Below are 23,013 nucleotides of genomic sequence, written 5' to 3'. Positions count from 1 at the left end.
GCAGCGACGTGCTTCGAAACGTCTGGAGGGGAATGGATCTGTGCTCCAGGCACGCCCTCTTGCGAAGAGTCTTGGATGACAGCACCGTTCGACATCGGTCCCATGATCCTGGCGCAGGTCGTATGTCCGATCACAACCTGTGAAGCCAGGAACACCGCAGGACTCGGGAACTGAACCCAACCCCTCATCAGCCGGGCCCGGTCAGGTCCTCGCCACAGGGCCTGAATTGTGGTGTGCTTCTCTTCACACGTGCGGCCGTCCTGGGCGGTCCACTTCGGAGAGGGGTATCGGATGAGTCCAGAGGTCGTCGGGTTTGCGATCGTGCTGCTGGCAGCAGTGATGCTGATCGGCAAATACGTCCGGGTCAAAGTGCCATTCATTCAGAAGCTCCTGCTGCCCAGCGCCATCATCGCGGGTTTCATCGGACTCATCATCGGCCCCCAGGTCTTGGGCCGTCTCGGCGAGCCCCTGGGCTGGGGCTGGTTGGAGGACGGGGGCCTACTGACCACTGGAATCTTCGACGTCTGGGCCGAACTGCCCGGCCTGCTGATCTCAGTGGTCTTCGCCACCTTGTTCCTGGGATCGAGGATTCCGTCCCCGGTGCGGGCAGCAAAGCTGGTCGGCCCGCAGCTCTCCATCGGAGTGGCCTACGGCTCCGGGCAGTACGTCGTAGGCATCACGCTGGGACTCCTGGTGCTCTCTCCGCTGCTCGGGGTGGACCCGATCTTCGGTGCGCTGCTCGAGATCGCTTTCGAGGGTGGACATGGCACCGCGGCCGGCATGCAGCCCGCCTTCGACGACATGGGAATCCCAGAAGCCACAGACCTCGCCCTGGCCATCGCCACTGTGGGACTCGTCTTCGGCATCCTGATCGGCATCTCGGTCATCAACTGGGGCGTGCGCACCGGGCGGACCCGAGTGATCAAGAACGTCTCCAAGCAGTCCAAGGCCGAACTGCGCGGGCTCTACAGCAAGAAGGAGAACGTCTCCACCGGCCGGATGACCGCGCGTCCCAGCTCGATCGAACCGCTGACGCTGCACGTGGCCATCGTGGGACTGGCCATCATCATCGGGTGGCTCCTCCTGGAAGGGCTGGTCTGGGTCGAGGACCAGCTCTGGGGCCAGCCGGGATCGGTCTTCTCCGAGGAGGGCCTGACCCTGCTGGGCTACGTCCCGCTGTTCCCGCTGGCGATGATCGGTGGAGTGATCATCCAGCTGATCCTGGATCGCACCGATAACACCAACCTGGTCGACCACGAGACGATGAAGCGCATCCAGGGGCTCGCCCTGGACATCCTGATCGTGGCCGCACTGGCGACCATCTCCTTGGAGGTCATCGCGAACTTCTGGGAGACCTTCCTGATCCTCTCGGTCGCGGGGATCCTGTTCTGCACCACGATCCTGCTGATCTGCACCCCACGCATCATCCCGGAGTTCTGGCTCGAGCGCGGCATCGCTGACTTCGGCCAGTCCATGGGCGTCACGGCCACCGGTCTGGTGCTGCTGCGAGTGGCCGATCCCTACGACGAGTCCCCAGCCCTGGAGGCCTTCGGCTATAAGCAGCTGTTCTTCGAGCCGTTCTTCGGAGGCGGGCTGGTCACCGCCCTGGCGATCCCGATCATGGTCGCCACCGGCAATGTCTATATCGTCCTGATCCCGATGATCGTGTTGTTCATCGCCTCCCTGGTGGTCGGCCGGATCTACTTCCGCGGAGTGCGTTCGGGCAGGTGGAAGGACCCTTCCGTGGAGGCGGCCAAGGCGTCCCAGGAGCCATCCGACGCCTAGGTCCCCGTCCTTGCGGGGCGGCCGTAGGCCTCGAGCAGCCGCAGCCAGACCTCGCTGATCGTGGGATAGGCCGGGACCGCGTGCCAGAGACGATCCAGCGGGACCTCGGCACTGACCGCGATCGTCGCGGCATGCAGCAGCTCAGCCACGTCGGGACCCAGGAAGGTCATCCCCAGGATCACCCGACGCTGTTCATCGACGATCATGCGCGCCCGGCCCGAGTACCCATCGGCATACAGTGCCGCACCTGCGACGTCGCCCAGCTCGCGGTCCACCACCCGGATCTCATATCCGGCCTCACGGGCCTCCGCCGCGGTGAGCCCGACCGTAGCGACCTCCGGGTCGGTGAAGGTCACCTGAGGCACGGCCGCGTGATCTGCCGTGGCGACATGTGCACCCCAGGGGGCATCATCGATCTGGGCCCCCCGGGCACGCGCGACGATGACGTCCCCGGCCGCCCGGGCCTGGTACTTGCCCTGATGGGTCAGCAGCGCCCGATGCGTGACATCGCCGAGGGCGTAGAGCCAGTCGAACCCCGGGACCCGCATGGTGTCATCGGTCGGAATCCAGCTCCCCGACTCCAGACCGATGCTCTCCAGACCCAGGTCCCCGGTGCGCGGGGTGCGACCCGTGGCGGCGAGCGCCTCGTCCACGTGCAGCGCGTCACCGGCCGAGGTCTCCAGCCTCACTCCCTCGCGGGTGCGGGCGACACTCACCGGCGAGGTGTTCAGCCGCAGGCTCACCCCCTGGGCCTGCAGCGACTCGCCGACCAGTTCCCCGGCGAAGGGCTCCATTCCGCCGAGCAGCCCGCTGCGCGCCAGCAGCGTCACCTCGGAGCCGAGGGAGGCATACGCCGTGGCCATCTCCACTGCCACCACACCCCCGCCGATGATGGCGAGGCGGCCAGGAACCTGCTGCGCGCTGGTAGCTTCGCGGCTGGTCCAGGGATGTGACTCGTGCAGGCCGGTCACGGGTGGAATCGCCGCTGCGGAGCCGCTGGCGATGGCCACCGCATGGCGAGCGGTGAGTGTCTGGACGCCGCCGTCGGCCGAGGTGACGCTGACCTGCCGGGGCCCCGTGATCCGGGCATGACCACGGAGCAGCTCGATCCCAGCGCCCTCGAGCCAGCTCACCTGCCCCTCGTCCTTCCACCCGCTGGTGAAGGAGTCGCGGCGGGAGAGCACCGCGTCGACGTCGAGCTCCCCGGTCACCGCCTGGGCGGCTCCGGAGACTCCGTGGGCGGCCCGCAGCGCCTGGGCCGAGCGCAGCAGCGCCTTCGAGGGCATGCATGCCCAGTAGGAGCACTCCCCACCGACGAGCTCGGCCTCCACGATCACCACGCTGAGGCCCCCCTGAACGGCGCGGTCGGCGGCGTTCTCACCGACGGCTCCTCCCCCGATGACGATCAGGTCGTAGACCTGGCCCGCCGAAGACTGCTGATCCGGTGCTTCTGCCTGGGATTCCATGACTGCTCCTTGAGATGGCTGGAGTGCTCTCCGGTCGCTGCTCGGCCCGGCGGCACGAGATGCCGCTGCGCGTTGTTCTAGTGCTCAACGCGACACCCACGCGCTCTATTCATCACGCCTGGACCCAGCCGAGGCTGTGACCTTCGACACCTAATGTACGAACCGGTACGTTTATTCCAGTCGATGTGGCATGCGCCACTTTTCTTGATCAAAGGAATCCCGTGACCGACACCAGGAAACCCCTGAGCCGCAGAGTGGTGGACACGCTCACGCGGCTCGAGCTCGGCTTCGCGGGCGTGATGCTGCTCGTGATCCTCGTCCTCGTCTTCACCCAGGCCGCCCAGCGCTACACCTCTTTCGAGGGCATCGCCTGGACCGGTGAGATCTCCCGGTTCGGGCTGGCATGGATGACCTTCTCGGTGGCCGGGGTGCTGATCACCCTGCGTGGGCACATCGCCCTCGAGGTGGTCGACACCCTGCCCGCGCCGCGCCTGATCCGCACCGTGCAGGTCGCCTCGCTGCTCATCGTCGCCGTCATCGCGATCGGGCTGACCCGGGAGGCCTGGGGGCTGGTCCAGACCCAGGGGGCGCTGCGCTCCCCCGTGTTGGGCATGTCCATGGCACTGGTCTACATCCCGGTGCTCACCGGGATGCTCAGCACGGTCGTCCGTTCCCTGGTCGCCGCCTTCATGATCGCCCGGCACGGCCCGATCCTGCCCACCGCTGAACTGACGCCCGCCATCGTGGAGGACCGCTCGTGACACTCATACTGCTTGGCGTGGCCATCGCCGTACTGCTGCTGATCCGGGTCCCGGTGGCCTTCGCCTTCCTCGGTCCCTCCCTGGTCTACATGCTCTTCGAGGGACAGGCCTCGGGCACCAGCCTGCGCCAGGTCACCAACGCCGTGCAGAGCTTCCCGCTGTTGGCCGTGCCGCTCTTCGTCTTCCTGGGCACCCTGGCCAACCACGCGGGACTCGCCGACCGGCTCTTCCGCTTCGCCATGGCCGCCCTGGCCAAGATCCGCGGCAACCTCGGCTATGTGACCGTGGGCGCCAGCGTCGGCTTCTCCTGGATGAGCGGCTCCGCGGTGGCCGATGCAGCCGCGCTGGGCAAGGTCCAGATCCCGGCGATGCTGCGCAACGGCTATACCCGCCGCTTCGCCACCGGGCTGTCCGCCGCCTCCTCACTGATCGCCCCGGTGATGCCGCCGAGCATCCCCGCGGTCATCTACGCCGGCCTCGCAGCGGCCTCCACCGGCGCGCTCTTCGCGGCCTCCGTGGTCCCCGCGCTGCTCATGGCGGTGGGCCTGTGCCTGGTGGTCTGGATCCTGGTCCGGCGCAATCCGCAGCTCACCGCGGGCCGCTTCGACCGGCAGGAGCTGCTGGCCTCCACCAAGGGCGTGCTGCTGCCCGCGGTGACTCCGGTGATCATACTGGGCGGCATCCTGGGTGGCCTGTTCACCCCCACAGAAGCAGCCGCCGTCGCCGTCTTCTGGGTGCTGCTGATCTCGCTGGTCCAGCGCTCGCTGTCCTGGAAGGGCTTCCTCGCAGCAGTCCGCGAGACCGTCATCACCACCGGCGCGATCATGCTGATCGTGGCCTCGGCCGCGCTTCTGGGCCACATCATGGCGCTGGAGCGGCTGCCGCAGCTGCTCACCGAGACGCTGCTGGGGATCACCGAGAGTCCGATGGTCTTTCTGCTGCTGGTCGCGCTGCTGATGCTGATCCTGGGCACGGTCATCGACGCCACCGCGATCCTGGTGCTGGTGGTCCCGATCCTGCTTCCGATCGCGCTGCAGTACCAGATCGACCCGATCGTGCTGGGCGTGGTGCTGATCCTCTCGCTGATGATCGGCCTGCTCACCCCACCGGTGGGCACGGCGCTGTTCGTGACCGCCTCGGTCTCGAACACCCGCGTCGGCGAGGTCTTCAAGGGCGCGCTGCCCTTCGCGATGCCGGCGGTGATCGTGCTGCTGCTGGTGATCATCTTCCCCAACGCGCTGATGTTCTTCCCGGAGGTGCTCGGACTGTGAGCAACCCCGACATCGGACGCAGCATCCTGGCCGGTCTGATCGGCCACGGCGTGGGACCCTCGCTGACCCCGCCGATGCACGAGCTCGAAGGCTCCCGACATGGCATGCGCTATATCTACCGCAGCATCGAATTCGCCGGCGGCGCCGATTCCCTCCCGGATCTGGAACGGCTGCTCGAGATGGCGCGCCGGCTGGGCTTCAACGGGCTCAACATCACCTTTCCCGCGAAGCAGAACATCATGCCGCTGCTGGATCGGCTGGGACCCTCGGCGGCCATGATCGGCGCGGTGAACACCGTGCTGTTCGACGAGGACGGCGCCGCCGTCGGGCACAACACCGACGTCACCGGCTTCAAAGCCTCCATCGATGACGCGCTCGCGCAGAACCGGTGCGGACACGTGGTGCTCGTCGGAGCCGGAGGCGCCGGGTCCGCCGTCGCCCACGCCCTGGTGATGCGCGGGGTCGAGAGCCTGCAGGTGGTCGATGTGGACGCACAGAAGTGCGCCGCGCTGGCGGCCAGCGTGCACGCGGCTCACGGATTCAGCATCGGCCAGGCCACCCCGGACCAGCTCCCGCAGCTGCTGGCACGCGCCGACGGCGTGGTCAACGCGACCCCCTTCGGCATGGCGCACCACCCCGGCACACCCTTCGACCCCGAACTGCTGCAGCCCCGGCACTGGGTGGCCGACGTCGTCTACCGCCCGGTGGACACGGCGCTGCTGCTTGCGGCGCAGAAGCGCGGCTGCCTCACCATCTCGGGACTCGGCATGGCCATGCACCAGGCCGCCGACGCCTTCGAGATCTTCACCGGGAACACCGCAGACCGCTCCGCCATGCTCCAAGACCTCAATGCCCTGATCGAAGCCGAATCACTCCACCCTGGTGCAGCGCTGCACCGATGAAAGGAACACCCACCATGTTCAAGTCCAAGAAGACCCTCAGCAAGGCAGCCGTGCTGGCCGCAGTCCCGATCCTGGCGCTGACAGCCTGCGGCGGCAACGGCGACGGCGGAGACGCGGGCGGCGATGGCGAGACCACCGAGCTGACCCTGGCGCACAGCTACAACGACGACCAGCCCCAGGCCCGCTGCGGCGCCGACGTGATCAAGGAAGAGGTCGAGGCCGCCGACGTCGGACTGAGCATCGAGATCTACGGTGCCAGCCAGCTCGGCGGCGACGCCGACCGGATCGCCTCGGTGGCCTCCGGCGACGTGGACATCGACATCCAGGGCGCCTCCGCCCTGGGCGCGGTCTACGAGCCGATCAGCGTGCTCGACGCCGCCTACGCCTTCGACGACGCCGATCACCTCGCCCGGTTCATGGAGAGCGAGGACGGCGCGGCACTCACCGAGGCCTTCGCCGAGGAGGCTGGGATCCAGACCCTGGGCGCATGGTCCGCCGGCGCCCGGCACTTCACCTCGAATGAGCCGATCCGCAGCCCTGAGGACCTCGCCGGGATGCAGATCCGCTTCCCCGGATCGCCGCAGTTCCTGATGAACGCCCGGGCGCTCGGCGCGGACGCGGTGGAGGTCGCCTATGAGGAGCTCTACCTCTCGCTGCAGCAGGGCGCGGTGGACGGCCAGGAGAACCCGATCACCAACATCGAGTCGGAGAACCTCGCCGAGGTCCAGGACTACCTGAACCTCTCCGCGCACCAGCTCAACACCAACCTGGTGATCATGTCCGAGGAATGGAACAACCTCGACGAGGAGCAGCAGGAGGCGCTCAGCGCCGCCGTGGACTCCGCGGTCACCCAGGTCACCGACTGTGTGGTCGAGGACGAGGAGGTCACGCTGGAGGAATGGCGCTCGGGCGATGACTGGGAGGTCATCGAGGATGTCGACGTGGAGGCCTTCCAGGAGCAGACCGTGAGCAACCTCGAGGATGCTCTCGAGGGCGAATCTCTGGAGGCCTTCGAGTCCATCCGCTCCGCGAGCGAGTGACACCACCTCTATGTCCAGCCCGAACCCCGGCCTGATCCCCGGCACGGTCCCCACGCTCACCGGAGAGGTGACCGGCGCAGAGCTGGGCACCACGCTGGTGCATGAGCACCTGATCGTCGGTGATCCTCAGCTGGATCGGGACCTGCCCCACCCCGAGTGGGACTCCACCGCGGTCATGGCCGAGGCCGTGAGGCAGCTGCAGGGGCTGGCAGAGCTGGGCGTAGAGACGATCGTGGACCTCACCGTCCCCGGTCTCGGACGAGATGTGCGGCGGGTCGCTGAACTGGCCCGCCGCACCTCGGTCCGGATCCTGGCCGCCACCGGCTGGTACACCAGCGACGTGCTGCCGCACTTCTTCCACCTCAACGGCCCGGGGCGGCTGGTGGATGGCCCGGATCCGCTGCTGCGACTGTTCCTGGGCGACATCCAGGAGGGCATCGCCGGCACCGAGCTGCGGGCGGCACTCATCAAGGTCTGCTCGGACAGGGCCGGAATCACCGAGGACGTGGCCCAGGTCTTCACCGCAGCGGCCGAGGCGCACCGGATCACCGGGGTGCCGATCACCACCCACTCGGACCCGGGATCAGGCGGAGGCCTGGATCAGCAGCGGCTGCTCGGGCGCCTGGGCGTGGATCTGACCCGGGTGGTCATCGGGCACAGCGGGGACTCCACCGACCTGGGCTACCTTCAGGAGCTCGCCCAGGCCGGGTCCTTCCTGGGCTTCGACCGTTTCGGGATGCGTCATACCGGCTCCGATGAGGACCGGATCACGATGCTGCTGAACCTCCTGGAGCTCGGTCTCGAGGACCAGCTGCTGCTCTCCCATGATGCGGCCGTCTTCAGCCGGATCACCCCGCCCTCCTGGCGGGCAGCGCACGCCCCGCACTGGCGGATGGATCATCTGCACCGACGGATCCTGCCCCGCCTGCGCACGCAGGGCCTGGACCCTGCGCTGGAGCACCGGCTGATGGTGGAGAACCCGCGTCGGATGCTGACAGGAGCATGACGGGCCACCTTTCTGAGCCTGAGGCATCTGATACTGTCGCGGCTGAGCCAGAGGAGAACACTGTGACGCAGACGCCCGCCCGACAGCGAGACGCCGTGCGCACCCGCGCCGAGGTCCTCGCGGTAGCCACCGAAGCCTTCGCCGATGACGGATATTCCGGGGCTCGCATCGACGAGATCGCCCGCCGCACCCGCACCACCAAGCGGATGATCTACTACTACTTCGGCGGCAAGGAAAAGCTCTACCTCGCCGTGCTGGAGAACGCCTACCGCGGGATCCGGCAGGCCGAGCAGTCCCTGCACGTCGATGAGATGCAGCCGATCGACGCGCTGCGCGAACTCGCGGAGCTGACCTACGAGCATCACCTGCGCAACACCGCCTTCATCCGGCTGGTCTCGATCGAGAACATCCACCGCGGCAAGTACATCCGGAAGCTGGAGTCCCTGGGCGACCTGGGCAAGCCGGCGGTGACCATCCTCGACGGGATCATTGCCGAGGGCAAGAAGCAGGGGGCCTTCCGCGAAGAGGTCAATGCGCTGGACCTGCACCTCTTGATCAGCTCCTACTGCGTGTTCCAGGTCGCGAACCGCTACACCTTCGGGCACCTCTTCGATCCGGACTTCACCACCGAGTCCCGCCAGGAGCACATGCGCCGGTTCATCGGCGACGTCGTCGTCGCCTGGGCCACCCACCCCACGCGTTGAGGGGCGGATTCTGCGAGCATCTGACCCCTCAAGAGGCTTCAGATAGTCGCAGAATCCGCCCCTCAGCGCGGGGTGTGTGGGACTGTGCTGCTGGTTATGCGTGACCGTCGAAGAGGGAGGTCACCGAGCCGTCGGTGAAGACCTCCTTGATCGCCCGGGCCAGGATCGGCGCGATCGAGAGCACGGTGAGGGTCTCGAAGCGCTTCTCCTCGGGGATCGGCAGCGTGTTGGTCACCACGATCTCCCGCGCCCCGCAGTTGGCCAGCCGCTCGGCGGCGGGGTCGGAGAAAACAGCATGGGTCGCGGCGATGATGACGTCCTTGGCCCCGGCGTCCTTGAGCACCTGCACGGCGCCGGAGATGGTGCCGCCGGTGTCGATCATGTCGTCGATGAGCACGCAGGTGCGGCCCTCGACCTGGCCCACGACCTGCTTCGAGACTGCCTTGTTCGGCTGGGTCACGTCGCGGGTCTTGTGCACGAAGGCCAGCGGCGCGCCGCCCAGGCGCTCGGCCCACTGCTCCGCCACGCGCACCCGGCCGGTGTCTGGGGAGACCACGGTGACCTCGTCGTCGGCGACGCGTCCGCGGATGTGATCGGCCAGCAGCGGGACCGCGAAGAGGTGGTCCACCGGGCCGTTGAAGAATCCCTGGATCTGCGCGGTGTGCAGGTCCACGCTCATGATCCGGTCAGCGCCTGCCGCCTTATAGAGGTCCGCGACCAGTCGCGCCGAGATCGGCTCGCGACCGCGGCCCTTCTTGTCCTGACGGGCATAGGGGTAGAACGGGGAGACCACGGTGATCCGCTTGGCCGAGGCGCGCTTCATGGAGTCGACCATGATGAGCTGCTCCATCAGCCAGTTGTTCATCGGCGCCGGGTGGGACTGCAGCAGGAAGATGTCCTTGCCGCGGACCGATTCAGAGGATCGGACGTAGATCTCTCCGTTGGCGAAGTCGTAGGCGCTGATCGGCAGCAGCTCGGTGCCGAGCTCCTTCGCGATCTCTTCGGCCAGCTCCGGGTGTGCGCGCCCCGATGCCAGCACCAGCGTCTTCTCCCCGCTCAGCCTGATTTCATCCATGGGTGTTGTTGCCTCTCGCCGGCGTTGCTGTGGGTGGGTTAAGTAGGTGGTCTTCAGACGGCTTCGGGCCGCGTGGACGCCGGGGCGTCGGCGGCCGTGGCCTGGGCGGCGTCGGCGGCTGCGGATCCTGGCCGTTTGGCCTGGACCCAGCCCTCGGCGTTGCGCTGCGGCGCGATGGAGAGCGCCAGCGCTCCGGCGGGCACATCCTTGCGCACCACGGCGCCTGCCCCGGTGTAGGCGCCGTCGCCCACCGAGACCGGTGCGACGAAGACGGTGTTGGAGCTGGTGCGCACGTGGGAGCCGATCTGCGTGCGGTGCTTGTTCTCGCCGTCGTAGTTCGCGGTGATGTTGCCGCAGCCGATATTGGTGAACTCCCCGATCGTCGCGTCGCCCGCATAGCCCAGATGGCTCAGCTTGCTGCCCCGCCCGATCTCCACATTCTTGGTCTCGTAGAAGGCGCCGATCTTGCCCTCGGTTCCCAGCACTGTGCCCGGACGCAGGTAGGTGAAGGGTCCCACGCTCGCACCGGCGCCGATCTGGGCTCCGGAGCCGTGGACCCGGGTCAGCGTCGCGGCCTCTCCGACGATCACGTCGCGCAGCGTGGTGTCCGGGCCGACAACGGCGTTGCGCCCGATATGCGTGGCGCCGTGGAGCTGGGTGCCAGGAAGGATGGTGGAGTCCTCCTCCAAGGTGACGGTGGCGTCGATCCAGGTGGTGGCCGGATCGATCACGGTGGTGCCGGCACGCATGGCCCGCTCCACGATGCGCTTGTTCATCTCCGCGCCGAGCGCCTGCAGCTGGACCCTGTCGTTGGCCCCCTCGACCTGCCAGCGGTCCTCGGTGATGACGGCAGAGACTCGCCCGCCCTCGGCGCGCGCGATGGAGAGCACATCGGTGAGGTACATCTCACCCTGCGCGTTGTCCGTGGTGACCTGGGCCAGCGCGCGGGTGAGCACGGCGGCGTCGAAGGCGTAGATCCCGGAGTTGATCTCGGTGATGCTGCGCTGCTGCGCGGTGGCGTCCTTATGCTCCACGATCCCGAGCACGTCCTGCGGGTCCTCTGCGCTGCGCAGGATCCGGCCGTAGCCGGCGGCGTCCTCGAGCACCGCGGTGAGCACGGTGACGGCGTTGCCGTCCCGCTCATGGGTGTCCACGAGCTCCGCGAGCATCTGGGTCTGCAGCAGCGGGACATCGCCGTAGGTGACGACGACGGTGCCGGTCTCGGCGGGAGCCCCTGCCGCGGTGAGCGCGTCCAGGGCGCAGGCCACGGCGCGGCCGGTGCCCGGGACCTCGTCCTGATCGGCGATCACGGCGCGGGGCTCGACCGAGACGATGTGGTCCGCGACCTTCTCGCGCTGGTGGCGCACCACGGCGACCAGCTGCTGCGGGTTCAGGCCCTTCGCCGCGCTCAGCGCGTGCCCGATCATCGAGACGCCGCCGATCGGGTGCATGATCTTCGGGGTGCTGGACTTCATCCGGGTCCCGGCTCCGGCCGCGAGCACGATCACTGCGGTGGGCTGGGATGACTGGGTGTTGGTCACGAAGGCTGCTCCTCGACGCGGTATTTGGGACTCCTCAGTGTAGAGAGGTCCGGCGATCTCGACTGCCGTTCCGCCTCTAGGATTCGAACCTAGACTGCACAGCTCCAAAGGCTGGCGTGCTGCCATTACACCAAGGCGGAGTGCGACGGCGGTCTAAGGATGCTCGGCGCTGCGAACACCCTCATCTCCGGCCACGCGCTGGTCCATCTTTGCATGGGCCGCCTCGCGGGATGAAACTGCGACCCCACCGTGGCATTACCCTGGATGGGTGGCACATCTTCTCGGGGCCGAAGCCCTACACCTGGAATTCCCTACCCGCACCGTGTTCAACTCGGTGACGATCGGCATCAACGAAGGCGACCGCGTCGGCGTCGTCGGGCGCAACGGCGACGGCAAGTCCTCGCTGCTGGCCATGCTCACCGGCCGGCTGGAGCCCGACTCGGGGCAGGTTACCCGGCGCAAGGGCGTGCAGTTCGGCGTGCTGGACCAGTCGGATGATCTCCAGGATGAGCACACCGTGGGCTACTCGGTGGTCGGGGACGCCGATGACCACGAGTGGGCCTCCGATGCGAAGATCCGCGACGTGATCGCCGGACTGGTGGCCGACATCCCTTGGGAGTCGAAGATCTCCGAGCTCTCCGGCGGGCAGCGCCGCCGAGTGGCGCTGGCGAAGCTGCTGGTGGGCGAATGGGACATCATCGCCCTGGATGAGCCTACGAACCACCTCGACGTGGAGGGCATCTCCTGGCTGGCGAACCACCTGAACCGACGCTGGCCGCGCAGCTCCGGGGGTCTGCTGGTGGTCACCCACGATCGCTGGTTCCTCGATGAGATCAGCACCACCACCTGGGAGGTCCATGACGGTCTGGTGGAGCCCTTCGACGGCGGCTATGCCGCGTATGTGCTGCAGCGGGTGGAGCGCGACCGGCAGGCGGCCACCGTGGAGGCCAAGCGACAGAACCTGATGAAGAAGGAGCTCGCCTGGCTGCGCCGCGGCGCCCCCGCCCGCAGCACCAAGCCGAAGTTCCGCATCGAGGCGGCCAACGAGCTGATCGCCGATGTCCCGCCCCCGCGCAACCCGATCGAGCTGAAGAAGATGGCCACCGCTCGGCTGGGCAAGGACGTGGTCGATGTCCTCGACGTCTCACTGGCCTTCGGCGATAAGCAGATCCTCAATGAGGTCACCTGGCGGATCGGGCCCGGTGAGCGCACCGGGATCCTCGGTGCCAACGGCGCCGGCAAGTCCACGCTGCTGAACCTGATCGCCGGGAAGCTGGAGCCCGACACGGGTCGGGTCAAGAGCGGCAAGACCGTGCGCCTGGCGACCCTGGATCAGCAGTTCTCCCAGCTGGCTGATATCGAGGGCGACCGGGTCCGCGAGGTGCTGGCGCGGGAGAAGACCCAGGTGGTCATCGACGGCAAGGAGCACACCCCGGCGCAGCTCCTTGAGCGCCTCGGCTTCTCCACCGCCCACCTCTCCGCCCGAGTGGGCGAGCTCTCCGGCGGCCAGCGACGACGCCTGCAGCTGCTGCTGGTGCTCCTCTCCGAGCCCAACGTGATGATCCTCGATGAGCCCACCAACGACCTGGACATCGACATGCTCGCCGCCATGGAGGACCTGTTGGACTCCTGGCCCGGCACCCTGATCGTGGTCTCCCACGACCGGTACCTGCTCGAGCGCGTGACCGATCAGCAGTACGCGATCTTCGACGGACGCATGCGCCACGTGCCCGGCGGCGTGGAGGAATACCTGCGACTCAAGTCTGCCCGGGCCAACGGCGCCTCCGCGGACGCCTCAGGGACTGGCGGCTCCGGGTCCGGCGGCTCCGGGTCCGGCGGCAGCGCCGGCGGCGGGTCGGGCAAGGCGGCGGCCGTGGCACGCCGAGAGGCGATGAAGTCGGCCTCGGCCGCGTCAGCTGGTGGCCCGGCGCTGAGCAGCGCCGAGGAACGCGAGGTGCGCAAGGAGGTCGGCGCGCTCGAGCGCAAGATGCAGAAGCTGATCACCCAGATGGAGAAGAAGCAGCGCCAGATGGCCGATCATGATCCCAGCGACTTCGAGGGCCTGGGCAAGCTCACCGCCGATGTGAGTCGGCTGCAGGGCGAGAACGCGACGCTCGAGGAGCGCTGGCTGGAGCTCTCCGAGAAGGTGGGCTGAGCCGGTCAGGCTGCGGGCCACGCGTGAGCGTGGCCTTCAGGTCACGCCCCTTCTCAGCCTGCTTCCAGGGGGTCCCGGTCTCCTGCGAGGCGCCAAGGATGTTCTCCGGCGGCGCCTCAGCGCAGTTCCCTCCGGCCTCAGATCTCGCGGCCGTTGATCAGCCGGGCGCCAGGGGCCGGCCCGGTGACCGGGATGGCCCACACCTCGGTGCGCTCCTCCAGGCTGGTGCAGAGCTGATGGGCGGACTCCGCGTCCCGGGCGAGGAACACCAGGGTAGGGCCGGAGCCCGAGACCATCCCCTGCAGCGCACCTTCGATCATGCCCATGTCCATCATGTCTTCGAGCGAGGGCAGGCTGGCCACGGCGGGAGCCTGCAGGTCATTGGCCATCAGCGTGGCCACCAGCTCGGCGTCGGCGGTGCACACCGCTCGGACCAGGTCTGGATCCAGAACCGGAGCCTCGGCCTCGACTCCGGCCTCGGCGCGCATCTGATCAAGCTTGGCGTATACGCCGGGCGTGGACAGCCCTGTGTTGGCCGGGACCAGGACCAGGTGAAGCTCTCCGCGGCTGAGCAGCGGCGAGAGCTCGTCGCCCACACCCTGACCCACGGCTGCCCCGCCCAGGATCGCGAACGGCACGTCGGCGCCGAGCTCGGCGCCGAGCTCCGCCAGCTGCTCCTTGGAGAGCCCCGCCTCCCAGAGTGCCGAACAGGCCACCAGGGCGGCGGCGGCATCGGCGGAGCCTCCGCCCATCCCGCCGGCGACCGGGACGTTCTTGGTGATCGTGAGGTCAACCCCGTCGGTGATGCCGAGCCGGTCACGCAGCTTCGAGGCGGCGCGGTGCACCAGGTTGCGCTCATCGAGCGGGATCGCCGCGGCCACCATCTCCTGGGTCTCCGGATCCCGGGTCTGGACCTCGGTGAAGCTAGAACGCTCCGAGAGGCTCACCGTGATCGCGCCGTCCTCACGCCGCGCCGCACTGACCTCCTCATAGAGCGAAACCGCCAGATAGAGCGTGGCGACCTCGTGGTAGCCGTCCTCGCGGAGTGGACCGACCCGGAGGCTCACATTGATCTTGCCCGGAGCTACGGCGGTGACATGTCCGAAGAATTCGCTATCGCGCATGCCTCGACCCTACTTCTCGCCACTGACATGTGGGACCGCGCGGTCCGGACCTGAGCCGGACTCGTCGTCGGCGGTGGGGGCCGACGTCGGGTCCTCGGCCAGGGCTTGCGTCGGGTCCTCGGCGGGGGCTTGCGTCGGGTCCTCGGCGGGGGCTTGCGTCGGGTCCTCGGCGGGGGCTTGCGTCGGGTCCTCGGCGGGGGCATCTCGCAGCGCGGCGGCGATCGCGGTGAAGCCGGTGATATCCAGGGTCTCACCGCGGGCGGAGGGGTCCACCCCGGCGGCGCGCAGCACCGCCTCGGCGCGGGTCGGGGAACCGGCAATGCCGGCCAGGCACGCGCGCAGGGTCTTGCGTCGGGTGGCGAAGGCGGCGTCGATCACGGCGAAGACCTCTTCACGGCTGAGCTCGGCGGAGGCCTCGGCGCGCCGGTCGAAGCGGACCAGGCCGGAGGAGATCCTGGGCTCGGGCCAGAAGACGCGCTTGCCGACCACGCCGGCCTTGCGCATGGTGGTGTCCCAGGCGGCCTTCACACTGGGCACGCCGTAGATCTTGGAGCCGGGCCCGGCGCAGAGCCGGTCCGCGACCTCGTCCTGGACCATGACCAGGCCCTTGCGCAGCGAGGGCAGGATCTGGAGCAGGTGCAGCACCACCGGGACCGCCACGTTGTACGGCAGGTTCGCGACCAGCACCTCCGGGCCCTGCCCGTCGCCGAAGTCCGCGAAGGACTCGGGAGTGAGCTTCAGCGCGTCCTGTTCCATCACACGTAGATTCCCGGCACGCTCGGGGCGGAAGCTCTGCACCGTCTCAGCCAGCTGACCTGCCAGCTTGGGGTCGATCTCCACGGCGCTGACCAGCGTCGATTCATCCAACAAACCCAGGGTGAGCGACCCGAGGCCCGGTCCGACCTCGAGCACATGCTCACTGCCGTCGAGATCGGCGAGGCTCACGATTCGCCGGATCGTGTTGGGGTCGATGACGAAGTTCTGCCCCCACTGTTTGGTGGGGCGCACGCCGAGCTGATCCGCCAGCGCACGGACATGGGCTGCGGAGAGCAGCTGCGGCGGTGACGACTGAGGTGACGCCTGGGGCTGCGGCTGGGGCTCCGGCTGCGGCGAAGCCGGCGGTGTCTGGGAATCACTCATGTCCAGCTCCCATAGGCCTGGGTGGTGTTGAACATGACCTGCTGGCACATCGAGTCCAGTCCGGTGTCGCGCACCTGGGCCATGAGCCGCATGGTCTGAGGGATCAGATACGGCGCGTTGGGCTGACCGCGGTAAGGATGTGGCGTCAGGAAGGGCGTGTCGGTCTCCACCAGGATCAGCTGCGGATCAGCGACCGCGAGCGCCTCGCGCAGAGCACGGGCATTCTTGAACGTGACCGAGCCGGCAAAGGACATGTACCACCCGTTGGCGTTGCAGATTCGAGCCAGGTCCGCGTCGCCGGAGAAACAGTGGAAGACCACCGAGCTGGGCAGCGTGGGCGCGGCGTTGAGCACCTCCACCACCTCTGCATGGGCCTGGCGGTCATGGATCTGCATGGCGAGTCCCCGTTCGACGGCGAGCGCGATGTGGTCCTCGAAGCTGCGTCGCTGGGCGGCGATGCCCTCCTCGCCGGTGCGGTAGAAGTCCAGCCCGGTCTCACCGATCGCCACCACCTGATCATGGCGGGCCAGCTCGGTGATCTGGGCGAACGCGGTCTCGTAGTCCCCCTGGGCAGCGAGCACCGGCGCGTCATTGGGATGCAGCGCGACAGCGGCCTTCAGCGCAGGGTGCTCGGCGGCGGCGTTCACCGAGAACTCCGAGGACGCCACGTCGTAACCCACGCACAGCGCGCCGACCACGCCGACGGCCCGGGCGGCCTCAAGGGCCTGCTGCACCGAGACCGAGATCTCTCCGTCCCGGAAGTCCAGGTGGGCGTGGTTGTCGATCACCGGCACAGCCAGCGGCTCGGGGGCAGGCGGGTACTGCAGCCGGCGCTTCTTCCCCGACTTCTCCTCCGCCTGATCGCGAGCGGGGCCGGTGGCCGCCCCGGTGGCGGCCTCAGTGGAGAAGGCGTCAGCGGAAGCCTCCGACGCGGGGGATGCTCCGGCCGAGACCGGGCGCGCGCCGTCGTCGTCGGACGGTGCCGGCCGGTAGGCGGGCGGGGTCTCCCCCGCCACCGCGGCGGGGCTCGACTCGGCGTCTGGAAGGATTCGCTGCTGATGACTCACGGTCATCAACTCTATCGCTCACCCCCTGCCTCGCCTTCCACACCCCGGCCTTCGCGCCTGCTCGCGCCCCGTGAGACCTGGTCTCCCCTTGCTGGGGCGAGAACAGGTGCCATATCCCGCGCGAAACCCTCCACAGCACCCGGTATCGCCCCGCGAACCGCAGCGAGTCAGTCCCGGCGGTGCGTGATGGCGCCACGGACCTGACGCGTCGCGGAGACGAAGCCCTCCGCGTGGTCCCTGGCGTTGAAGCGCAGCACGATCCATCCGGCAGCCAGGAACGCGTTGTCCCGCCGCTGATCGGCCATCGCCTGTTCCGGGGTGAAGTGGCTGGCGCCCTCGTACTGGATGGCGATCTTAAGTCCCGGATATCCCAGGTCGGCGCATCGGGACCGCGGATCATCCGCGGACAGCGGCACCTGGAGCCCCGGCTCGGGAAGCCCTGCGCGGACCAGCGCGAGTCGCAGCCGGGTCTCGGGCCCCGAGTCAGCCCCCACCCGGACGTGCGGCAGAGCTGCAAGCGCCCGCGCTCGGCCTGGAACTCTGATCACGCGCGCCAGGGTCGCCCGAAGCTCATCGATCGTCGTGTACGGAGTCCGTCTGCCCTCGAACTTCGGGTACGGGGACCGCACCAGGTGGTCACCGAAGCACACGAGCTCCACCTCCTGGAGCGCGGCGGCAAGGTCCAGCCAGGTGCGCGCCGGGCTCGCCACACGAGCCCCCTCGAGTGTTAACTGATCATCGAGCACAGCGGACTGCCGGTGGCTGATCACCTCGGGGCGTCGTATCCGCCGGTTCGACTCTCGCGGTTGGGTCAGGTGTATCGTCTCGCTCTCCCCCAACCGCCGAGGCGGCTCCCAGCCATAGAGGCGGGCGGCAGTGGCATGGGAGATCCAGCAGTCGGGCAAGGCCCGAGCCAGGGCTAGGGCATCCTGCAGAGAGGTCCGCTGCGTCGCGGCTGAGACGTGGAACCCATGAGCCAGGCAGCGGATATCCCGACGGCGGACCCGATCCTCATGCAGCTCCAGCGATCGCAGATCCGCACGGGTGAAGACGGTGTTCTGGAGGTCTGATGGCAGTTCCCGAGGCTCCCGCATGGGAGACATCCTGGCCCATCCCGAGCGTCACATCCGAGTTCTCCACAGGCCTGAACCTCGAGACACGAACCCCGAGATCGCTGGGGCGCAGACGGGTGGAACAACCTCTGGAAAACGGTTCATTCCGCCTGTTTGCGCCCCGCAGAGGCAGGCAGGCGCAGGCAGGCGCACGCTCGCAGGCGCTAGCAGCCAAACGGCCCGCAGCCCGGCTCAGTTCGCGTAGATCCAATCGATGACGCCCTCGAAGTCGGCGAGCACCCGATGCCGCTGCAGCTTCATCGAGGCGGTCATATGACCGGACTCTTCGGAGAGTTCGACGTCGAGCAGCTCGAACTTCCTGATGGACTCGGCGCGGGAGACCCTGCGGTTCGCAACCTCCACCGAGAGACCGATCTCCTGGCGCAGCCGGGGGTGCTTGGCGGCGTCGATCAGCGAGAGCGAGCGGTAGCCCTGAGCCCGGCACCAGTCGGCCACTGCATCGGCGTCCAGGGTGATCAGCGCGGCGACGAAGGGCCGGTCGTCTCCGACCACGATGACCTGCGCGACCAGCGGATGCGCCCGGATGACCTCTTCCATCGGCATCGGGTAGACGTTCTTGCCGCCGGCGGTCACGATCAGGTCCTTCTTGCGCCCGGTCAGCCGGAGGAAGCCGTCCTCGTCCAGGTCGCCGAGATCCCCGGTGCGGAAGAAGCCCTCCGCGTCGAAGGCCTCGGCCGTGGCCTCAGGCTGCCCGTGGTACCCGTCGAAGATCACCGGGCCCTTGAGCAGCACCTCCCCATCCGGGGCGATCCTCACCGTGTTGCCTGGCACCGGGATGCCCACGGTGCCGATGCGCGTGGCGCCGGGGATGTTCAGCGTGATCGGGGCCGTGGACTCGGTGAGCCCGTAGCCTTCCTGGACCGGCAGTCCCGCGCCGGTGAAGAAGTGGGCGATCTCCGGGTTCAGCGAAGAGGCGCCGGAGATCATGTAGCGCACGCTGCCGCCGAGGCGGGCATGGAGCTTGGCGTAGACCAGCTTGGCGAACATGGCGCGCCGCGCGCGCAGCCGCATCGAGGGGCCGGGGCCCTCTCCCGTGGCCTCGGCCTGCAGCGCCTTCGAATACGCCACGGCGGTCTCCTTGGCGGTCTCGAAGATCTTTCCTCTGCCCTCGGCGCGGGCCTTGGCGGAGGCGCCGTGGTAGACCTTCTCGAAGACTCGCGGCACCGCCAGCAGCCAGGTGGGGCGGAAGCTGGCAAGGTCCTCGAGCAGCTTCTCGGAGCTGGCCGAGTGCGCCACCTGCACGCCGCGCTGCAGACACATCAGCTGCACCGCCCGGGCCAGCACGTGGGCCAGCGGCAGGAAGATCAGCGTGCGGGACTCGTTCTCGCCAAGGATCTGATCCGCGAAGGGCAGCATGTTCGCCGCGCCCTCGGCCAGGTTGCGGTGCGTGATGCGCACTCCCTTGGGCCGACCGGTGGTTCCGGAGGTGTAGACCAGCGTGGCGACGTCGTCCAGGCCGGCCCGTGAGCGGGCGGCTTCAAGCCGCTCATCGGAGATGTGCTCTCCGGAGGCGGTGAGGTCATCGAACTGGAGCACCTCGCCGATGGGCAGCACCGTGGGGCGCTTCCCATTGAGCTTCGCAGCTGCCGCGCGGAGGTGGTCCTGGAGCTCCACGGTTCCCGCAAGCGCAAGCTTGGCACCGGAGTCCTGGAGCAGGGCACTGATCTGATGCGCGGAGCTGGTCTCATAGATCGGCACGGAGATCGCTCCGGCGAACCAGATCGCCTGGTCCACCACCGCCCAGCTGTAACCGGTGGGCGCCATCACCGCGATCCGGTCCTGGGGTTCGACGCCGAGCGCGATCAGACCCTTGGCGACTCCACGAACCTGGTCGAGGAAGCTGGTGATCGAGACGTCCACCCAGCCGCCGGTCCCGTTGGGCACGGCGTAGACCGGCTGGTTCGGGCGGGCGGCAAAGAGGTCAAGGACCCCGTCAGTAGCGTTGGTGTGCGGATCCAGCCACGCGACCTGCGCGGTGGCAGCTTCGCGGATCTGGTTGCCGCTCGTCTCGGCGGCATGTTCGCTGCCCACGTGCTCCTCGGTCATGACCCCGCCTGCCCATCGATTCCCCTGCGGTGGAGTGCCTCTCCGCTCTGGACGTCATTCTACTGTTCAACTGGACTCTTCGGCGCGTCTCCGGGCAAGTGCCGCATCATAGATCTTGCTGGCGGGGACGGCATGCGCGGCCCCGAGCTCCTTGGCCGCCGTCTTGAGCTTGGCCCCCTCGGCGACCCGGTGAAGCACGACGTCGGCCAGCTCCTGCAGGCTCATCGGTTCACCGCCTGTTCCGGCGGTTGAACCTCCACCCAGGACCAGGACCATCTCGCCGCGCAGGTGGCGCTCGGCCGCCACGCCGGCGAGCTCGCCCAGGCCGCCGCGCAGCACCTCCTCGTAGCGCTTGGTCAGCTCCCGGGCCAGCGCCGCCGGGCGGTCCTCCCCCAGCGCCGCAGCGAACTCACGCAGTGTGGCGGCGATCCGGTGCGGGGACTCGAAGAGCACCGTGGTCCATTCCTCGGCCGCCAGCCGGTCCAGCAGCTTCTTGCGCTCACCTGCCTTGCGCGGGACGAACCCGGCAAAGGTGAACCGGTCGGTGGGCAGACCGGAGAGCGCCAGCGCAGTGGTGACCGCAGAGGCGCCCGGCGCGACGGTGACCCCCACGCCGGCGGCGATGGCGGTCTCCACGAGCCGGAACCCCGGATCAGAGACCGAGGGCATGCCGGCGTCGGAGACCACGAGTATCCGGGTCCCCTGGCGCGCCTGCTCGACGAGCTCCTCGGAGCGCGCCGCCTCGTTGTGCTCGTGCAGGCTCACCACCCGGGCGTGGAACCTGACCTGCAGCGCCCGAGCCAGGTGGCGCGCGGTCCGGGTGTCCTCGGCGGCGATGACCTCCGCGGTGCCCAACAGCCGCTTGAGCCGGTCGGTCGCGTCCCCAAGGTTGCCGATCGGCGTCGCGGCGAGCACGATCGGGGTGTCCCACAGGCCGGAATCATCGGGCTCCTGGGTGTGCTGCGGCTGCTCTGCCTCGCCTGACTCCATGACACGCCCGCTTCTGATCGGTGACCGGCTTGCGCCAAGTAGCATACCCATAGTGAACCCCGCCGAGCCTGTCCGCAGCACTCCGGCCCCCGCCGGGGTGACCGGACGCCTCACCGAGCCGGAGTCCGGCAGCCTCTCCCGGATGCAGCGCCGGCTCGAGGCCGAGGCCTACCGGCCGGGGCTCTGGGGCTGGATCCTGCCCGGGATGATCACGCTCTTCGCCGGAATCCTGCGGATCAGAGATCTCGCCACCCCGCACCTGCTGATGTTCGACGAGACCTATTACGCCAAGGATGCGTACGCGCTGATGCTCGCCGGCTACGAGCTGGTCTGGCCGGAGGACGCCGACGATTCCTGGCTGGCCGGTGAGCCGCAGCCCACCGGTGAGGGCGGTTACGTGGTGCACCCGCCGCTGGGCAAATGGCTGATCGCGCTGGGGCTGCGGGTCTTCGGGACCGAGAGCGCGTTCGGCTGGCGGATCTCGGGGGCGCTGGCGGGCACCCTGGCGGTGCTGCTGATCGCGCTCATCGCGCAGAGGATGTTCCGCTCGGTCTTCCTTGGCGCGTTCGCCGGGATCCTCACCGCGATCGAGGGCCACCACCTGGTGATGAGCCGAGTGGGCCTGCTGGACATCTTCATGATGCTCTTCTGCCTCGCGGCCTTCGGCGCGCTGCTGCTGGATCGATACAGCGGACGACGGCGGCTGGCCGCCTGGGCGGTCGACCCGGGCGCCGAGGGGCACAGGGCCGGCGGGCCGTGGTTGGGAGTTCGGCCCTTTCGGCTTCTGGCGGCCGTGCTGCTGGGCGCGGCGGTGGCGGTCAAGCTCTCAGCGCTGGCGTTCCTCGCGGTGTTCGGCATCATGGTGATCCTCTGGGACCTGCAGGCCAGACGCCTTGCCGGGATCGAACGCTGGGCCCGATCCGGGATGCTCAAGGACGCCCTCCCGGCGGTGGTCACGGTGCTGCCCCTCGCGGCGAGCACCTACCTGGCCAGCTGGAGCGGCTGGCTGGCCACGCAGGGAGGCTGGGGCCGGCAATGGCACCTCTCCCACCCGGCTGAGGGGCTGGCCCGGCTGGTGCCGGATCCGCTGCGATCACTCTGGAACTACCATGTCTCCGCCACGGACTTCCATCAGGGACTCAGCAGCGGACATGACTACGCCTCCACCCCCTGGACCTGGCCGTTCATGGGCCGACCGGTCTCGATGCACTACGACTCGGTCTCCGCCGGAGAGACCTACGCACAGACCGGGGAGACCTGCGCCGCGGAGACCTGTTCCTCAGCGGTCCTGGACCTGGCGAATCCACTGATCTGGTGGAGCGGGTTGATCGCGCTGATCCTGGTGACGCTGCTCTGGGCCGGGCGCCGAGATTGGCGCTACGGCGCGATCCTCTCCGGCTTCGTGGCAGGACACCTGGTCTGGCTGCTCTTCCCGGACCGGACCACGTTCTTCTTCTACGCGATCAGCTATCACCCGTTCCTGATCCTGGCGCTCACCGCGATCGCCGCCCTGGTGCTGCGCGTCGGCACTGCGGCTCAGCGTCCTGGCGGGACCCAGCGCCCCGCGGCCACGATCGTGGCCGCACGTCAGCGCAACACCGTGATCCTGCTCTGCTTCGTGATGCTGTGTGTGGCCGTGTCGGTGTTCTTCCTCCCGCTGTGGACCGCAGAGCTGATTCCCTACGAGCAATGGCGCATGCGGATCTGGATCGATTCCTGGCTCTGAAATCGCGGGGCACCCGGCCTGCCTCGATCCCCTCCGGCTCCTCGGGCCTAAGCTGGTGGGAGCCGAACCGGTCGAAAGGAA

The 23,013-nt window shown here is 68.4% G+C and carries 18 protein-coding genes and 1 tRNA gene; 9 read left to right on the top strand and 10 right to left on the bottom strand.

The features are described 5' to 3' along the window. Positions 1–291: 291 nt before the first annotated feature. Entirely contained in the window at positions 292–1,785 is a 1,494-nt protein-coding gene (locus EV640_RS05705) for a sodium/glutamate symporter (RefSeq protein WP_133726047.1), read from the top strand. Here the strand turns inward: EV640_RS05705 and EV640_RS05700 are convergent. Next, on the bottom strand, positions 1,782–3,251 hold the full coding sequence (locus EV640_RS05700) for a dihydrolipoyl dehydrogenase family protein (protein ID WP_133726046.1): 1,470 nt from the start codon (positions 3,249–3,251) through the stop codon (positions 1,782–1,784). The two genes, EV640_RS05705 and EV640_RS05700, sit on opposite strands and share 4 nt — an antisense overlap. A 221-nt stretch (positions 3,252–3,472) precedes the next feature. On the opposite strand from EV640_RS05700, the gene EV640_RS05695 reads away from it, so the two are divergent. The 6 genes from EV640_RS05695 (at position 3,473) to EV640_RS05670 (ending at position 8,935) form a co-directional block, all read left to right on the top strand. Beyond that, positions 3,473–4,012: a TRAP transporter small permease gene (locus EV640_RS05695; RefSeq protein WP_051501409.1), complete on the top strand. Its 540-nt coding sequence runs from the start codon at positions 3,473–3,475 to the stop codon at positions 4,010–4,012. Positions 4,013–4,029: 17 nt separating this feature from the next. Beyond that, entirely contained in the window at positions 4,030–5,283 is a 1,254-nt protein-coding gene (locus tag EV640_RS05690; protein WP_243832244.1) for a TRAP transporter large permease, read from the top strand. Then, the gene (locus EV640_RS05685) at positions 5,280–6,185 is read left to right on the top strand and encodes a shikimate dehydrogenase (RefSeq protein ID WP_084479703.1); all 906 of its coding nucleotides are present in this window, start codon (positions 5,280–5,282) and stop codon (positions 6,183–6,185) included. Before EV640_RS05690 ends, EV640_RS05685 begins: the two co-directional genes overlap by 4 nt. 14 nt (positions 6,186–6,199) lie before the next feature. After that, entirely contained in the window at positions 6,200–7,225 is a 1,026-nt protein-coding gene (locus tag EV640_RS05680) for a DctP family TRAP transporter solute-binding subunit (RefSeq protein WP_166645875.1), read from the top strand. A 10-nt stretch (positions 7,226–7,235) separates the two neighbouring features. After that, on the top strand, positions 7,236–8,231 hold the full coding sequence (locus EV640_RS05675; RefSeq protein ID WP_051501410.1) for a phosphotriesterase family protein: 996 nt from the start codon (positions 7,236–7,238) through the stop codon (positions 8,229–8,231). A gap of 62 nt (positions 8,232–8,293) precedes the next feature. Beyond that, positions 8,294–8,935, top strand: coding sequence for a TetR/AcrR family transcriptional regulator (locus tag EV640_RS05670; protein ID WP_036477281.1), 642 nt, complete (start codon positions 8,294–8,296; stop codon positions 8,933–8,935). A gap of 94 nt (positions 8,936–9,029) precedes the next feature. Here EV640_RS05670 and EV640_RS05665 read toward each other — a convergent pair whose 3' ends face one another. From EV640_RS05665 to EV640_RS05655, 3 genes are all read right to left on the bottom strand, one after another. Next, positions 9,030–10,010 carry a ribose-phosphate diphosphokinase gene (locus EV640_RS05665; RefSeq protein ID WP_036477284.1) on the bottom strand — a complete coding sequence of 327 codons (981 nt, stop codon included), beginning with the start codon at positions 10,008–10,010 and terminating at the stop codon, positions 9,030–9,032. A gap of 53 nt (positions 10,011–10,063) precedes the next feature. Continuing rightward, positions 10,064–11,551 (bottom strand): bifunctional UDP-N-acetylglucosamine diphosphorylase/glucosamine-1-phosphate N-acetyltransferase GlmU, encoded by a 1,488-nt coding sequence (gene glmU, locus EV640_RS05660; protein WP_036477287.1) that lies wholly within the window; start codon positions 11,549–11,551, stop codon positions 10,064–10,066. A gap of 68 nt (positions 11,552–11,619) precedes the next feature. Then, positions 11,620–11,691: transfer RNA gene (locus tag EV640_RS05655), tRNA-Gln, on the bottom strand. Between the two features lie 128 nt (positions 11,692–11,819). On the opposite strand from EV640_RS05655, the gene EV640_RS05650 reads away from it, so the two are divergent. After that, entirely contained in the window at positions 11,820–13,706 is a 1,887-nt protein-coding gene (locus EV640_RS05650; RefSeq protein ID WP_133726044.1) for an ABC-F family ATP-binding cassette domain-containing protein, read from the top strand. A 137-nt stretch (positions 13,707–13,843) separates the two neighbouring features. Here the strand turns inward: EV640_RS05650 and EV640_RS05645 are convergent, their stop codons facing one another. The 6 genes from EV640_RS05645 to rsmI form a co-directional block, all read right to left on the bottom strand. Further along, positions 13,844–14,830, bottom strand: a complete 987-nt coding sequence (locus EV640_RS05645; RefSeq protein ID WP_036477293.1) for a 4-(cytidine 5'-diphospho)-2-C-methyl-D-erythritol kinase — start codon at positions 14,828–14,830, stop codon at positions 13,844–13,846. A gap of 9 nt (positions 14,831–14,839) precedes the next feature. Then, positions 14,840–15,970, bottom strand: a complete 1,131-nt coding sequence (rsmA, locus tag EV640_RS05640) for a 16S rRNA (adenine(1518)-N(6)/adenine(1519)-N(6))-dimethyltransferase RsmA (protein WP_133726043.1) — start codon at positions 15,968–15,970, stop codon at positions 14,840–14,842. Continuing rightward, the gene (locus tag EV640_RS05635) at positions 15,967–17,037 is read right to left on the bottom strand and encodes a TatD family hydrolase (protein WP_235181100.1); all 1,071 of its coding nucleotides are present in this window, start codon (positions 17,035–17,037) and stop codon (positions 15,967–15,969) included. Before EV640_RS05635 ends, rsmA begins: the two co-directional genes overlap by 4 nt. Positions 17,038–17,204: 167 nt before the next feature. After that, positions 17,205–17,747: an endonuclease domain-containing protein gene (locus EV640_RS05630; protein WP_133726042.1), complete on the bottom strand. Its 543-nt coding sequence runs from the start codon at positions 17,745–17,747 to the stop codon at positions 17,205–17,207. A gap of 594 nt (positions 17,748–18,341) precedes the next feature. Then, positions 18,342–20,216 (bottom strand): AMP-dependent synthetase/ligase, encoded by a 1,875-nt coding sequence (locus EV640_RS05625; RefSeq protein WP_243832243.1) that lies wholly within the window; start codon positions 20,214–20,216, stop codon positions 18,342–18,344. A 66-nt stretch (positions 20,217–20,282) separates the two neighbouring features. Continuing rightward, on the bottom strand, positions 20,283–21,206 hold the full coding sequence (rsmI, locus tag EV640_RS05620; protein WP_133726041.1) for a 16S rRNA (cytidine(1402)-2'-O)-methyltransferase: 924 nt from the start codon (positions 21,204–21,206) through the stop codon (positions 20,283–20,285). 52 nt (positions 21,207–21,258) lie between these two features. Between rsmI and EV640_RS05615 the strand changes: the two genes are divergently transcribed. Further along, positions 21,259–22,932, top strand: a complete 1,674-nt coding sequence (locus EV640_RS05615) for a dolichyl-phosphate-mannose--protein mannosyltransferase (protein WP_036477297.1) — start codon at positions 21,259–21,261, stop codon at positions 22,930–22,932. The last annotated feature ends 81 nt before the right edge of the window (positions 22,933–23,013 follow it).

It is taken from the genome of Nesterenkonia aurantiaca, assembly GCF_004364585.1.
GTDB classification, from domain to species: Bacteria; Actinomycetota; Actinomycetes; order Actinomycetales; family Micrococcaceae; genus Nesterenkonia; species Nesterenkonia aurantiaca.
The sequence above is the reverse complement of the archived record's forward strand: the minus strand, read 5'-3'. Positions and strand labels throughout refer to the sequence as shown.